Origin of the sequence: Hephaestia caeni, assembly GCF_003550065.1 — a bacterium.
Taxonomy (GTDB): Bacteria; Pseudomonadota; Alphaproteobacteria; order Sphingomonadales; family Sphingomonadaceae; genus Sphingomonas; species Sphingomonas caeni_A.
In genome coordinates this window covers 91,961-105,010 of the sequence record NZ_QXDC01000005.1, presented here as the reverse complement: position 1 = coordinate 105,010, position 13,050 = coordinate 91,961, and the positions used below count along the sequence as shown (strand labels likewise).

Annotated in this window: 17 protein-coding genes; 8 read left to right on the top strand and 9 right to left on the bottom strand. The window is 65.1% G+C overall.

Annotation, left to right across the window (positions count from 1 at the left end):
* Positions 1 to 17: 17 nt before the first annotated feature.
* Together greA and DFR49_RS19565 are read left to right on the top strand one after the other, a co-directional pair.
* Positions 18 to 494 (top strand): transcription elongation factor GreA, encoded by a 477-nt coding sequence (greA, locus tag DFR49_RS19570; RefSeq protein WP_119037407.1) that lies wholly within the window; start codon positions 18 to 20, stop codon positions 492 to 494.
* Positions 495 to 589: 95 nt separating this feature from the next.
* Positions 590 to 1,141 carry a rhomboid family intramembrane serine protease gene (locus tag DFR49_RS19565; protein WP_245968659.1) on the top strand — a complete coding sequence of 184 codons (552 nt, stop codon included), beginning with the start codon at positions 590 to 592 and terminating at the stop codon, positions 1,139 to 1,141.
* An 86-nt stretch (positions 1,142 to 1,227) separates the two neighbouring features.
* On the opposite strand, the gene DFR49_RS19560 is transcribed toward DFR49_RS19565, so the two are convergent.
* From DFR49_RS19560 to DFR49_RS19540, 5 genes are all read right to left on the bottom strand, one after another.
* Positions 1,228 to 1,452: a DUF4170 domain-containing protein gene (locus DFR49_RS19560; protein WP_119037405.1), complete on the bottom strand. Its 225-nt coding sequence runs from the start codon at positions 1,450 to 1,452 to the stop codon at positions 1,228 to 1,230.
* Between the two features lie 71 nt (positions 1,453 to 1,523).
* Complete coding sequence (locus DFR49_RS19555) at positions 1,524 to 1,967, bottom strand: hypothetical protein (protein ID WP_119037404.1); 444 nt, start codon at positions 1,965 to 1,967, stop codon at positions 1,524 to 1,526.
* Between the two features lie 39 nt (positions 1,968 to 2,006).
* Positions 2,007 to 2,309, bottom strand: coding sequence for a DUF3618 domain-containing protein (locus tag DFR49_RS19550; RefSeq protein ID WP_119037403.1), 303 nt, complete (start codon positions 2,307 to 2,309; stop codon positions 2,007 to 2,009).
* Positions 2,309 to 2,689 (bottom strand): phage holin family protein, encoded by a 381-nt coding sequence (locus tag DFR49_RS19545; protein ID WP_119037402.1) that lies wholly within the window; start codon positions 2,687 to 2,689, stop codon positions 2,309 to 2,311. The genes DFR49_RS19550 and DFR49_RS19545 overlap by 1 nt, the downstream gene beginning before the upstream one ends.
* Before the next feature lie 2 nt (positions 2,690 to 2,691).
* Positions 2,692 to 3,186: a hypothetical protein gene (locus DFR49_RS19540; protein ID WP_119037401.1), complete on the bottom strand. Its 495-nt coding sequence runs from the start codon at positions 3,184 to 3,186 to the stop codon at positions 2,692 to 2,694.
* A gap of 146 nt (positions 3,187 to 3,332) precedes the next feature.
* Between DFR49_RS19540 and eno the strand changes: the two genes are divergently transcribed.
* The 4 genes from eno (at position 3,333) to DFR49_RS19520 (ending at position 7,663) form a co-directional block, all read left to right on the top strand.
* Positions 3,333 to 4,613 (top strand): phosphopyruvate hydratase, encoded by a 1,281-nt coding sequence (gene eno, locus DFR49_RS19535; protein WP_119037400.1) that lies wholly within the window; start codon positions 3,333 to 3,335, stop codon positions 4,611 to 4,613.
* A gap of 114 nt (positions 4,614 to 4,727) precedes the next feature.
* Complete coding sequence (locus DFR49_RS19530; protein WP_245968658.1) at positions 4,728 to 5,039, top strand: FtsB family cell division protein; 312 nt, start codon at positions 4,728 to 4,730, stop codon at positions 5,037 to 5,039.
* Between the two features lie 157 nt (positions 5,040 to 5,196).
* Complete coding sequence (pdhA, locus tag DFR49_RS19525) at positions 5,197 to 6,243, top strand: pyruvate dehydrogenase (acetyl-transferring) E1 component subunit alpha (protein ID WP_119037399.1); 1,047 nt, start codon at positions 5,197 to 5,199, stop codon at positions 6,241 to 6,243.
* 1 nt (position 6,244) lies between these two features.
* Positions 6,245 to 7,663, top strand: coding sequence for a pyruvate dehydrogenase complex E1 component subunit beta (locus DFR49_RS19520; RefSeq protein WP_119037398.1), 1,419 nt, complete (start codon positions 6,245 to 6,247; stop codon positions 7,661 to 7,663).
* Between the two features lie 69 nt (positions 7,664 to 7,732).
* Here the strand turns inward: DFR49_RS19520 and DFR49_RS19515 are convergent, their stop codons facing one another.
* Genes DFR49_RS19515 through DFR49_RS19505 form a run of 3 tightly spaced genes read right to left on the bottom strand, consistent with a single transcriptional unit; the run spans position 7,733 to position 10,415 of the window.
* A complete protein-coding gene (locus tag DFR49_RS19515; RefSeq protein WP_170151069.1) occupies positions 7,733 to 9,268 on the bottom strand; it encodes a TadE/TadG family type IV pilus assembly protein in 1,536 nt (511 codons plus the stop codon).
* Entirely contained in the window at positions 9,265 to 9,858 is a 594-nt protein-coding gene (locus tag DFR49_RS19510; RefSeq protein WP_119037530.1) for a TadE/TadG family type IV pilus assembly protein, read from the bottom strand. The genes DFR49_RS19515 and DFR49_RS19510 overlap by 4 nt, the downstream gene beginning before the upstream one ends.
* Entirely contained in the window at positions 9,855 to 10,415 is a 561-nt protein-coding gene (locus DFR49_RS19505) for a TadE/TadG family type IV pilus assembly protein (protein ID WP_119037396.1), read from the bottom strand. The genes DFR49_RS19510 and DFR49_RS19505 overlap by 4 nt, the downstream gene beginning before the upstream one ends.
* A gap of 107 nt (positions 10,416 to 10,522) precedes the next feature.
* Between DFR49_RS19505 and DFR49_RS19500 the strand changes: the two genes are divergently transcribed.
* Together DFR49_RS19500 and DFR49_RS19495 are read left to right on the top strand one after the other, a co-directional pair.
* Positions 10,523 to 11,185 (top strand): squalene/phytoene synthase family protein, encoded by a 663-nt coding sequence (locus DFR49_RS19500; protein ID WP_119037395.1) that lies wholly within the window; start codon positions 10,523 to 10,525, stop codon positions 11,183 to 11,185.
* Positions 11,186 to 11,244: 59 nt separating this feature from the next.
* Entirely contained in the window at positions 11,245 to 11,688 is a 444-nt protein-coding gene (locus tag DFR49_RS19495) for an EF-hand domain-containing protein (protein ID WP_119037394.1), read from the top strand.
* Positions 11,689 to 11,706: 18 nt separating this feature from the next.
* On the opposite strand, the gene trmFO is transcribed toward DFR49_RS19495, so the two are convergent.
* Entirely contained in the window at positions 11,707 to 13,026 is a 1,320-nt protein-coding gene (gene trmFO, locus DFR49_RS19490) for a methylenetetrahydrofolate--tRNA-(uracil(54)-C(5))-methyltransferase (FADH(2)-oxidizing) TrmFO (protein ID WP_119037393.1), read from the bottom strand.
* Positions 13,027 to 13,050: the final 24 nt, after the last annotated feature.

The following is a 13,050-nucleotide window of genomic DNA, read 5'->3' as shown; positions in this document are numbered from 1 at the left end:
GACGAGGGACGAAGGATATGGCCACGGTCGAAAAGATGCCGATGCTCGCGGAAGGGCATGCGAAGCTCACCGCTGACCTCAAGCGCCTCAAGGAAGAACGCCCGCAGATCGTGGACGCGATCGAGGAAGCGCGCGCGCACGGCGACCTTTCGGAAAACGCCGAATATCATGCCGCCAAGGAGCGTCAGGGCCAGGTTGAGGCGGCGATCGCCGATATCGAGGATCGGCTCGCGCGGGCGCAGGTGATCGACCCCAGGGAGCTTTCGGGCGATCGCATCGTGTTCGGCGCGACCGTGACGTTGCTCGACGAGGCTGACAAGCCGGTCAAATACCAGATCGTCGGCCAGACCGAGGCCGACGCCAAGAGCGGTCGGATTTCGTACAACTCGCCGCTGGGCCGCGCGCTGATCGGCCGTCAGGTCGACGACGAGATCGAGGTGACGGTGCCCGCGGGCGACAAATATTACCTCGTCTCGAAGGTCGAATTCATCTGAGGCTCGGCCGCTTCTCGGACACGCCCGCGACGGTAGCGATCGCCGCCGCGACGATTCTCGTCTCGCTGCTGATCAGTTTCGCGCAGGCCGAGAATATGGCGGCGGTGGTCGGCGGGTTCATCCCGCTGCTCGCCTCGGGCGTGGAGATCACGCCCGGCGCCGGCCTCAACCCGTTTCCCGCGTGGATCACGCCGCTGACCGCGACGCTGATCCACGGTGGTTACGCGCATTTGCTGCTCAACATGGTGATGTTCGTCTATTGCGGGCGGATGGTCGAGCGCGGGCTGGGGACCAGGGGATTGATCATCCTCTACGTCGTCGGCGCCTATGTGTCCGCGGGCGGGCAATGGTTGCAGGCGCCGCAGTCGCCGGTGCCGATGGTGGGCGCGAGCGGGGCGATCTCGGCGATCATCGCAGCCTATGCATTACTGTTCAGCGAGCAGAAGGTGCGCGACATCGGCCCTGTCCCCGGCACGTTGGTGCGCGTCGCCTGGTTGGCGGCGGCGTGGATCGGCGTGCAATTGCTGATCGGGCTCGCGGGGCTGGGCGGCGGTCCGCAGATCGCGATCGCCGCGCATATCGCCGGATTCCTTGTCGGGCTGGCGCTCACCCGGCCGCTGCTGCTGTGGCGCTATCGCGGGGCGTAAGGCGGCGAAAGAGCCAAGCCGAGGCATCGAGCCTCGGTTTTGCTAAACCTGCCCTCAATCCCTCCCTTGCAGGGTGGGGAGAAATGTCAGCCCTTCGCTTTGGGTAATTCCGGCTCGAGCAGGCGATGGAGGTGGACCACGACGAATTTCATCTCGGCGTCGTCGACGGTGCGCTGCGCGGCGGCGCGCCACGCTTTCTCGGCAGCGGCATAATCGGAGTAGATGCCGACGACCTCGATCGTCGATACGTCGAAGTCGAGCGTCTGCGGGTTGGTCACGCGGCCGCCGAAGACGAGGTGGAGCTTGCTCATCGGATAACGTCCTTGGAGGAAGGGTTACGCGCGCCCTAGCCGTGCCGGCGTCCGATTTGAACCCGCTTCGATCACTTGACCTTGGCCTTTTCCTTCGCGGCCCTGGCGGCCGCCGAGCCGGCGTTGCCCGCCGCCTTGACGACACCTTCGATGAGGCGATTGGCCTCGCGTCCAGCCGCGTCCTTGCTGATGCCAAGCGACGCGAGTTCCTGCTTGCCCGCATCGCGCGCGGCCTGGGCGGCGGCGGTCGCTGCCGCGTTCAGCCGCTTGCCGGTCTTGCCCAGCACCTCGCGCTCGCGCAGGCTGGCGGGGATCAGCGCGCCGAGCAGGGCGCCGATCGCAGCCCCGCCAGCGAGCACCGCCATCGGGAAATCACCGATCTCGTCGCCGGCCTTGCGCGCCGCCTTGCCGGCCTTCGCGCGCGTTTTGGCCAGCGCCTCGCTCGCGCTGTCGCGGGCGTGCTCGTAGCTGCGCTCGATCTTGTCGCGGCTGGTCTTGTTGGTCTGCTCGGTCATGGCAACATCCTCATCGGCGCGGGGGCGCTCTTCAAGTGATCAAACTCGTTCGGGGGACTCGGGTTTCCTGCGGCGCTTGCGCCGGGTGAACGGCGCCGCCAGCGCGAGCCCCAGCACCAGTGATACGGCGCCGACGACCCGCGCCGGACGCCGTCGAGCGGCGTCGGCGCCCTTGCACACCAGCGCTTCGGCGGTTGCGCGCAATTCGTCCTGCGCCGCCGCCGCGATCGCCGACGGATGTAGCCGGGCCTTGATCTCGTCGATCGTGCACAACAGGCGGTCGCGCGCTGCGTCGGACCGCGCCTCGGCACGCATCAGCTTGGTTCGGGTGAGGCTGGGCATCAGTCGTCGTCGTCCTTTCCGATCGCGCCTCGCAGCAGCGCGAGGGCCACGCGCGCCATGATGGCGGCGACGATCAGCCCCCCGATCGTCACGATCACCGTCGCCCAGCCGAAGCCCACCTGCGCGGCGAGGATGAACAACAGCCCGGTCATCATCACGATCACCGCCGCCTGGGCGAGCAGCAGGCTGCTCGCGGCGACGATCACCGCGTAGCGCGATTCGACCGCGCGGCGCAGCACCTGCGCGCGACGCCGCGCGACTTCGGCGCGCACGAAATCCCTGGTGTCGGCGATCAGACGCTGGAACAGCGTGCGTAGCGACTCATCGCCGGGCGGCGCTTCGGTAGCCGGCGCCCCGCCGTCTTCACCCCCGTCCGCCATGCTCAGGCGTCGTCGGCCGCGTCGGTGTCGAACCCGGACTTGACGAGCCGCGCGAGCACGAAGCCCACCGCTGCCGCGGTGCCGATCGCGATCGCGGGGCTCTTGCGCACGAAATCGCGAGCCTCGTCGAGCAACTGGTCGATGTCCTTGGCGTCGAGCGACTGCGAGAAACCCGAGAGCGACTGCGCGGCCGAGCGGGCGTAATCGCCGTATTGCGCGCCCAGCCTCTCATCGACCGAGCCCGCGGCGTTGGTCATCAGTTTCGAGAATTCCTCGAGCACGTCCGATGCCTTGGCCTTGCCCTGCGCGGCGTAATCGCGTGCCTTGCCGCTCGCCTGTTCGGAGAGCTTGCCGGCATTGTCCTTGAGCGTCTTGGCGGCATTATCCTTCGCCTTGACGGCTTCCTTCTTCACCGTTTTGGCGGCGGTTTTCGCCTTGGTTCGCGTGGTCTTGCCGGTAGACGTCGCGCCCGGCGCTTTCGTGTCGTTATCGGCCATGTTCAAAGCCCTTTCCCGTTTCCCATGATCAACAACCCGGCCGCGCGAGCGTTCCATGTTGCATTGCCGAATTGCCGTCCGCGGCGTGAGCGGGTAGAGCGCCGCCGCCGCCGAATATCTCACGCCCGATCTAGGAGGATCATTTCGTGACCGCAATCATCGACATCCATGCCCGCCAGATCCTCGACAGCCGCGGCAACCCCACGGTCGAGGTCGATATCCTTCTCGAAGACGGCAGCTTCGGCCGCGCCGCTGTACCTTCGGGCGCGTCGACGGGCGCGCATGAGGCGGTCGAGAAGCGCGACGGCGACAAGAGCCGCTGGGGCGGCAAGGGCGTGCAGGCCGCGGTCGACGCCGTCAATGCTGACATCGCCGAAGCGGTGCTGGGGATGGATGCCGAGGATCAGGCCGATCTCGACGCGGCGATGATCGAATTGGACGGCACCGAGAACAAGGGCCGGCTGGGCGCCAACGCGATCCTGGGCGTCAGCCTGGCGGCGGCGAAGGCGGCCGCCGACGCGCGCGGCTTGCCGCTCTACCGCTATGTCGGGGGTGTCTCCGCACACCTGCTGCCGGTGCCGATGATGAACATCATCAACGGCGGCGAACATGCCGACAATCCGATCGATTTCCAGGAATTCATGATCGTGCCGGTGGGCGCGGAGTCGATCGCCGAAGCCGTGCGCTGCGGATCGGAGATTTTCCACACGCTGAAGAAGAAGCTCGCCGACAAGGGCCTGATGACCGCGGTGGGCGACGAAGGCGGCTTCGCGCCCAACCTCGCGAGCACCACCGACGCGCTCGACTTCATCATGGCGAGCATCGACAAGGCCGGGTACAAGGCGGGCGACGACGTGATGCTCGCGCTCGATTGCGCCGCGACCGAATTCTACAAGAACGGCAAGTACGTGATCGCGGGCGAGGGCAAGACGCTCGGCTCGGACGAGATGGCCGCGTATCTCGCCGATCTCGTCGATCGCTATCCGATCTTCTCGATCGAGGACGGCATGGGCGAAGATGATTGGGACGGCTGGAAGACGCTGACCGACCTGGTCGGTGACCGCTGCCAGTTGGTCGGCGACGATCTGTTCGTGACCAACCCGACGCGGCTGGCGCGGGGGATCGAGCAAGGGATCGCCAACTCGCTGCTCGTCAAGGTCAACCAGATCGGCACGCTCACCGAGACGCTGGAGGCCGTCTCGATGGCGCAGCGCGCGGCCTATACCGCGGTGATGTCGCACCGTTCGGGGGAGACCGAGGACGCGACGATCGCCGATCTCGCAGTCGCCACCAATTGCGGGCAGATCAAGACCGGCAGCCTCGCGCGATCGGACCGGCTGGCGAAATACAACCAGCTCATCCGCATCGAGGAGGAACTGGGCGACGCCGCGCGCTATGCGGGGCGCGATGTGCTTCGGCGGGCTTAGAGTCTGTTTGGGAAATCGCGAAAGAGCGATTTGCGTTGCCGCACCGGCCCCCAATAAGACGAATCGCCACAAATACAGCTTGATCCGCGAGTCGCGGTGGTTCAGAATCGTGCGATGGCGAAGCGTTCGACCTTTTCCGTACTGCTGCGGCGGACCTGGCTGCCGGCGCTCGCGCTCGTCGTGATGGCGTTCTTCGGCGGCTATGCGGTGCTCGGCCCCAATGGGGTGCTCGCCTATGGCGAGTATCGCCACCAGCTCGCGGCGAAGAAGGTGACCTACGAAGCGCTCGATCACCAGCGCGCGGAATTGCGCAACCGCGTCAACCTGCTCGACCATCGCCACGCCAATCCCGATCTGGTCGACGAACTCGCGCGCAAGAAGCTCAATGTCGTCCATCCCGATGAGATCATCGTGCCCTTGAATTGAACGATCGGGGCCGGGCGGATCAAACCGCCGCGGCGTCGCGTTTTCATGGGACACCCGCCGATCGGCCGGCGAGACGTTCCGGGTGATTGCGCCCGGCGACGGAACCGGCCTATAGGCTCGCACTCATTCTCCCCTACGGAAACGAGGTTGTTCTCCCGTGGCAAAAGCCCCCGCGCGCCAGCGCAAAGCAGAACCCCCCAAGTCCAATCGTGAACGCCCCGACGAGCCGAAGCGGTTCGAGGCGTCGAAGGAGCAGTTGCTCCAGTTCTACAAGGACATGCTGCTGATCCGCCGCTTCGAGGAGAAGGCCGGGCAGCTTTATGGGCTCGGCCTGATCGGGGGTTTCTGCCATTTGTATATCGGGCAGGAAGCGGTTGCCGTCGGGTTGCAATCGGCGCTTTCGGACAAGGATTCGGTGATCACCGGGTATCGTGATCACGGCCATATGCTGTTGTGCGGAATCCCGCCCAAGGATGTGATGGCCGAACTGACCGGTCGCGCCGCCGGGATTTCGAAGGGCAAGGGCGGATCGATGCACATGTTCAGCGTCGATCACAAATTCTACGGCGGGCACGGCATCGTCGGCGCGCAGGTGCCGCTCGGCACGGGGCTGGCGTTCGCGCACAAATACAATGACGACGGCGGCGTGTGCCTTGCCTATTTCGGTGACGGCGCGGCCAACCAGGGCCAGGTCTATGAGGCCTTCAACATGGCCGAGCTTTGGAAGCTGCCGGTGGTGTTCGTGATCGAGAACAACCAATATGCGATGGGCACCAGCGTCAACCGCAGCAGCGCCGAGGATCAACTCTACCGGCGCGGTGAGAGCTTCCGCATTCCGGGCATCCAGGTCGACGGGATGGATGTGCTCGCCGCGCGCGGCGCCGCCGAGGAAGCGCTTGCCTGGGTGCGGGCGGGCAAGGGACCGATCATTCTCGAGATGAAGACCTATCGATACAGGGGCCATTCGATGTCCGACCCCGCCAAATATCGCAGCCGCGACGAGGTGCAGGCGGTGCGCGACAAATCCGATCCGATCGAGCACGCCAAGCGCGAACTGGAAGGGGCGGGCGTCACCGAGGATGAGATCAAGAAGATCGAACAGGAAATCCGCCGCGAGGTGAACGAGGCCGCCGACTTCGCCGAGCAGACGCCCGAACCCGAGGCATCCGAACTCTATACCGACGTGCTGGTGGGGACTTACTGAGATGGCGATCGAGATCAAGATGCCGGCGCTGTCGCCCACGATGGAAGAGGGCTCGCTGGCCAAGTGGCTCGTCAAGGAAGGCGACGCCGTCAAATCCGGCGACATCATGGCCGAGATCGAGACCGACAAGGCGACGATGGAATTCGAGGCGGTCGACGAAGGCACGATCGCGAAGATATTGGTGCCCGAGGGGACCGACGGCGTCAAGGTGGGCGCGGTGATCGCGATGCTCGCCGAAGAGGGCGAGGATGCCGCGTCGGTGTCGGCGCCCGCCGCTGCGGCGTCTGATGCGCCTGCTGCCAAGGAAGAACCGGCCGCCCCCGCGGCGTCCGAAAGCCCGACTCCGCACAAGGTGGAGACCGGCGCGCGCAAGATGTACGACGCCGCCAGCCACGACGCCGAGACCCCCGATCCCGAAGTTCCCGAAGGCACCGAGATGGTCAAGATGACCGTCCGCGAGGCGCTGCGCGACGCGATGGCCGAGGAAATGCGCGCCGACGCCCGCGTCTTCGTGATGGGCGAGGAGGTCGCGCAATATCAGGGCGCGTACAAGGTGACGCAAGGATTGCTCGAGGAGTTCGGCGACAAGCGCGTCGTCGATACGCCGATCACCGAATACGGCTTTGCCGGGCTCGGCACGGGCGCGGCGATGGGCGGCTTGCGCCCGATCGTCGAGTTCATGACCTTCAACTTCGCGATGCAGGCGATCGATCACGTCATCAATTCGGCCGCCAAGACCAACTATATGTCGGGTGGTCAGATGCGCTGCCCGATGGTCTTCCGCGGCCCCAATGGCGCGGCGAGCCGGGTGGCCGCGCAGCATTCGCAGAATTACGGGCCGTGGTACGCGAGCGTTCCTGGACTGATCGTGATCGCACCCTATGACGCGCAGGATTGCAAGGGGCTGCTCAAGGCCGCGATCCGCAGTGAGGATCCGGTCGTGTTCCTCGAAAACGAGTTGATGTACGGCCGCACCTTCGAGGTGCCCAAGATCGACGATTTCGTGCTGCCGATCGGCAAGGCGCGGATCATGAAGCCGGGCAAGGACGTGACGCTGGTGAGCTATTCGATCGGCGTCGGCATCGCGCTGGAGGCGGCGGAGAAGCTGGCCGGCGAGGGCATCGACGCCGAGGTGCTCGACCTGCGCACGCTGCGCCCGCTCGACAAACAGTCTGTGCTCAAGAGCCTCGCCAAGACCAACCGCATGGTGGTGGTCGAGGAAGGCTGGCCGACCTGCTCGATCGCCTCGGAAATCGCCGCGATCTGCATGGAAGAAGGCTTCGACGACCTCGACGCGCCGGTCCTGCGCGTCACCAACGAGGACGTGCCGATGCCCTATGCCGCCAACCTCGAAAAGCTGATGCTGATCGACAGCGACAAGGTGGTGAAGGCCGCGAAGAGGGTCTGTTACAAGGATTGAGCGCCGCGATTGGTGAAGGGAAATAAGGGGCGGCCGGCATCGGTCGCCCCTTTTCGTTCCAAGATACGGCTATTTGATCAGGTGTGCGCTGGCGATCGCTTTGGTGAACAGCGTGCGAAGCGCGTCCGAGATGCTTTCATCGGTCTTCACCGTCATCATCAGGTTAGGCGACGCGCATTTGTTGAGCGCCGGCGCGATCTTGGGAATCGCTTTCTCTGCGATCGCGCGCTGGCCGGGTTCGTCATCCTTGATCGATTCGACGGTATATTCGGTGTAGAGGATCGCGATCTTGATGCCGCGATTCTTGATCGCGTTGCATTGGTCTATCTGCTGCTGCTGCATCGCGTCGCGCGTGCGGCCGCTGCCGATATTCTCGTCGCTCATCCCGTCCGTCACCATGAACAGGAACGCTTGCGGCGTATCGCCCGGTTCGTCGGTTCCCTTGCCCGATGTGGCGGGCAGGACGTCGTTCTCCATCTTCTTCAGGATACTCTTGAAGCTGGTGAACAGATACTCCTGGCCCGAACTTCCATCAGGCGGACGGCCATTACCCATCTGGTCGTTGACCGTCACCAGATCGACGTTGTTCGCTAGTGTGCTCACATTGGCCAGATTCGAGGTCAGTGACGCGATCGTCTTCAGATTGGTGCTGTGATCGAACGTATAGAGCGCGGCCCGATAATCGCGATGGTTCGATTCTGCGTAGGATTGCGCGAGCGTCATCAGATCCTGCACCGCGGTTCGTTCGTCAGTGACGCGCAGATTGATGTTCTGGTTGCGCGCGTACCAATAACTGTCCGCATAGGTGCCGTCGGCGTTGTAGACGCAGATGTCTTTGTTGCTCGAGCTGGTTTTGCACTTGGAATCTGTGGCATCGCGATTGACGTAGATGTAGCTGTTGTCGTCGTCGATATACTGCTTCTTATTGGAACCGCTGCCACTACTCCGGTAAGCGCCCTTGATGATCGAGAACTTGGCATTGTCGAGGATGAGGCTCGGCAGCTTGCCGATACCAGAGCCGATATATTGCTGAATCTTGTTCGAATGACACGCGAACGAGCAGTTCATCTTCTCGTCCATGTGTTCGATGCCTGCGCTCGTGGTCGGCAGCGCCATCGACGGCGAGGTATCGAGAGCGATGTAGAAATCCATGTCCGGCGGGCGCGCTGCCGATGCGGTCGAACTGCCGGCGACGGTGATCGCGTGCATCTTGAGCACGCCGCCGAACGAGTTGAGCGACTTCGCGGTGTAGGTGACGTCGGCCGTGCGCGAATTGGCGCCGTCGGGATGAGAGAGTTCGATATGGAATTCGGGCGTCCCCACCATCCCGCCCAGGGTGTCGGCCTGCGCCTTGAACATGACGGTCGCGGCCGCCTTGACCTTGCCCTCGTCCTCTTCCTCCATCATCGTCTGGGTCACGGCGGAGAGTGCGGCAGCGTCGGCGAGCGCGTTGAGCTTGGTGCGCAGCCGCGCGGCGCGGGCATAATCGATGCCCATCCCCGTCGCGAACACCATCGGGATCATCGCGAAACCGAACAGCATCAGCACGTTGCCGCGCTGGCTGGCGCGGAGCCGGGCCAGAAAGGCCGAGAAGCGCGAAATCATGAGCTTTGTCCTTCGTCGACACAGACGGGCGCGCCGACCGTGCCCGAATTGAGACAGACCGAATCGGATCGGCGCGGGTTCATGAAGATGTGATCGCTGAGCGTCATCGACCCGAGCAGCGAGCCGCCGACAACCGGCGTGTAATGAAACACGATCTGGCTGAAAACGACGTGGGTGTTGGGCACCTTGAGCGATTCCGGCAGATCGACGTCGTCGACCGACACGACCGCGTCGCTCGGCCATTTCCACACCAGATGCGGCGCGCCGTCGCCATCGACCTTGATTTCGGCGAGGATCAGTGTCGAATCCTCGGTCGAATAGGGTGTCATCACCTGGCGAGCGCCGTTGATGATCGACGTGGCCTCGGCATAGGTGATCGATTCGTTCTGCGATGTCAGGTCCGCCAGTGTTCGCGCGGTGACCGTCACCTTGCGATAGGCGGAGATCGCATCCATCAATTGATACCCGCCCAGATACAGCAGGATCAGCACCGGCGCGGTGATCGCGAACTCGACCGCGCCGATCGCGCGCACCTCGGCGACGAGCCGGGCGAGTAAGTGCCGCATGGGACGGAGGGCGGCGGCGCTCATGTGAGATACGGTTCCGATTTGAACACCGAGGTCGCGATCAGCAGCCGTCGGTCGCCGCTGTTGGAAAGATCGAAGCCAAACGGCCCGCCGATGACCGGAAACAAGTACATCGTCCGCATGACGACGATGCTGCCCGCGCCGCCGGGTTCGAATTTCCAGTTGTTCTCGACCTTGCCGTCGCTGTCATACTGGAGCGCGGGCGCCTTGGTGTCGGCATCGGCGAATGAATCGACCGTCTGGACGTCGATCATCAGATTGTCGCAACTCATGAACGATGGCAGATTCTCGCATGCCGCTTCCTTGAAATCGCTTTTGCTCATTCCCGCCTTCTGTGCGGCGCCGGTGACGAGCTGGCGTGCGGTTTCTTCGGACGTCGTCTCGAGTGTTTGCTGAGCAAAAAACACGAGGCTGGTCTGGAGGATAGCGATCAGCAGCGCGATGAAAGGTAGCGCCACGATCGCGAATTCGATGATCGTCGCGCCGCGCGTGTCGCGGGCGAGCGCCCGCGCCCTCCGACGGAAGGTGTATTTCCGGTGCCCTTCTATCCCGTCCCGCATCGATCAGGCCGCTCCATCCGATGCCGAAGATGCCGCACCGGGCTTAATATTTGGTTCAAGCGGCTCGGGCGGTTGCGTGGGCAGGCGGCAGGCGGCAATGCGAACCTATGGCGACCGAGGATCCCGAACTGGCGTTGGCGATCTGTTACGCACCGCACGCGGCGCGGGCGGCGTTGCGGGCGCTGTTCGCGCTCGATACGACGCTGGCGGATGTGCTGCGCACCACGACCGAGCCGATGCTCGGCCAGATGCGGCTGACCTGGTGGCACGATGCGCTGACGCGGCTCGATACCGCACCGCCGCCCGCCGAGCCCGTTCTGGTCGCGGCGGCGGCCGAACTGTTGCCGATCGGGGTGACGGGCGCCGACCTTGCGGCGCTGGTGGCTGGGTGGGAGGAACTGGTCGAGCCCGAACTCGACGATGCCGGGCTGTTGCGCCACGCGCGCGAACGCGGCGGCCGGCTGTTCACGCTCGCCGGCCGGGTCGTCGGCGTCGATCGGCCTGTGCTGGCGCCTGCCGGAGAAGGCTGGGCGCTGGCTGATCTTGCGCACCATGTCGACGATCGGGTGCTGGTCGAGCGCGCGCGCTTGCTCGCGCAGGTGCGGCTCGACGGCGCGGCCGACGCCGATTGGCCGCGGGCGGCGCGCACGCTCGGCGCGCTCGTCCATCTCGCACGCTTCGATCTGGCGAGCCCGGAGGGCCAGCGCCCGGCCAAAGGCGCGCCGCGCCGGGTTGCGCGCCTGCTATGGCATCGGATGTCGGGCCGCTGACGATTTGACCTGACGCGCGGTCGCGCTAGCCTGTCGCCCGATCGTGGGGGAGATCGGCGATGTGGCGGATTTTGGCCGGGGGCGGCGCGGTGCTGTTGCTGGGGATGGCGGGGGTGTTCCTGTTCGGCAGCCGCGCGGCGGCGCCCGTGCTTCCGCCCGCGCCACCGCCTGACGCGATCGCGCCGCCGGCACCGCTCCCGAGCAAGGCACCCGAGGCGAACGAGAAGACGCGCGAGCAGAAGCGCTTCGATCGTTACGACAAGGATCGCGACGACATCATCACCCGCGACGAATTGCTCGCGCCGCGGCGCAAGGCCTATGCGAAGCTCGATACCGACCATGACGGGCGGCTGAGCTTCGAGGAATGGGCGATCGCCACCAGCGAGAGGTTCGCCCATGCCGATGCCGACAAATCGGGCAAGCTCACCCGCGCCGAGTTCGCGACCACGCGCCGCAAGACGAAACCCAAGCCGAAATGCGTGTGCTCCGAAGGGGGTGAATAGGAAGGGCCTCGCGCGTGCTTACCTGGCGATCCACCCGGCGAGCGCTTCACGCGCGCGCGACGTGTAGAGTTTTTTGCGATCGGCCTTCTTCGTGCGGCCCTCGATCGGTGGAAACAGGCCGAAATTGACGTTCATCGGCTGGTAGGTTTCGGCCTCGGCGGCGCCGGTGATGTGGCCGAGCAGCGCGCCCAACGCGGTAGCCGGCGGTGGCGGTGCCAGCGCACGTCCGGCAAGCTCCGCCGCCGCGAAACGCCCCGCGAGCAGCCCGATCGCGGCGCTTTCGACATAGCCTTCGCAGCCGGTGATCTGGCCGGCGAAGCGGATATTCGGGTGTGCCTTGAGCCGTAGCGTGGGATCGAGCAAGTCGGGCGAGCGGACGAAGGTGTTGCGGTGCAGCCCGCCCAGCCGCGCGAATTCGGCATTTTCCAAGCCCGGAATCGTGCGGAACAACCGCACCTGCTCGGCGTGCTTGAGCTTGGTCTGGAAGCCGACGATGTTCCACAAGGTCGCCGTGGCATTATCCTGCCGCAACTGGACGACGGCATAGGGCCAGCGCCCGGTGCGCGGATCGTCGAGCCCGACCGGCTTCATCGGGCCGTAGCGCAGCGTATCCACCCCGCGCGCGGCCATCACCTCGATCGGCATGCAGCCCTCGAAATAGGGCGTGTCCTTTTCCCATTCGCGGAATTCGGTCTTTTCGCCGTCGAGCAGGCCGGCGTGGAAGGCGAGATACTGATCTTTATCGAGCGGGCAGTTGATGTAATCCTTGCCGTCGCCCTTGTTCCACCGCGACTGGAACCAGGCGACGTCGAAGTCGATGCTGTCGCGATAGACGATCGGTGCGATCGCATCGAAGAAGGCGAGGGCGTCGGAGCCTGTGGCGCCGCCGATGCTCGCCGCGAGACCGGGGGCGGTGAGCGGCCCGGTGGCGACGATCGTTAGGCCCTCGGCGGGCAGCGTGTCGATCTTCTCGCGCACGATCATGATATTGGGATGCGCGGTGAGCGCCGCGGTGACGCCGGCTGAAAAGCCGTCGCGATCGACCGCGAGCGCGGAGCCCGCGGGCACCTTGTGGACGCCGCCCTCGCGCATGATCAGCGAGCCCAGGCTGCGCATTTCGGCGTGGAGCAGCCCGACCGCATTGCTCTCCGCATCGTCCGAGCGGAAGCTGTTCGAGCAGACCAGTTCGGCGAGGCCATCGGTCTGGTGCGCGGGCGTGGTCTCGCCCGAACCGCGCATTTCGGAAAGGCGCACTTGCCACCCCGCTTCGGCGAGCTGCCAGGCGGCTTCCGATCCGGCGAGGCCGCCGCCGATGATGTGAACGTCATAGGTACTCATGGCTTGGCGCTTGGCATCGTCGCG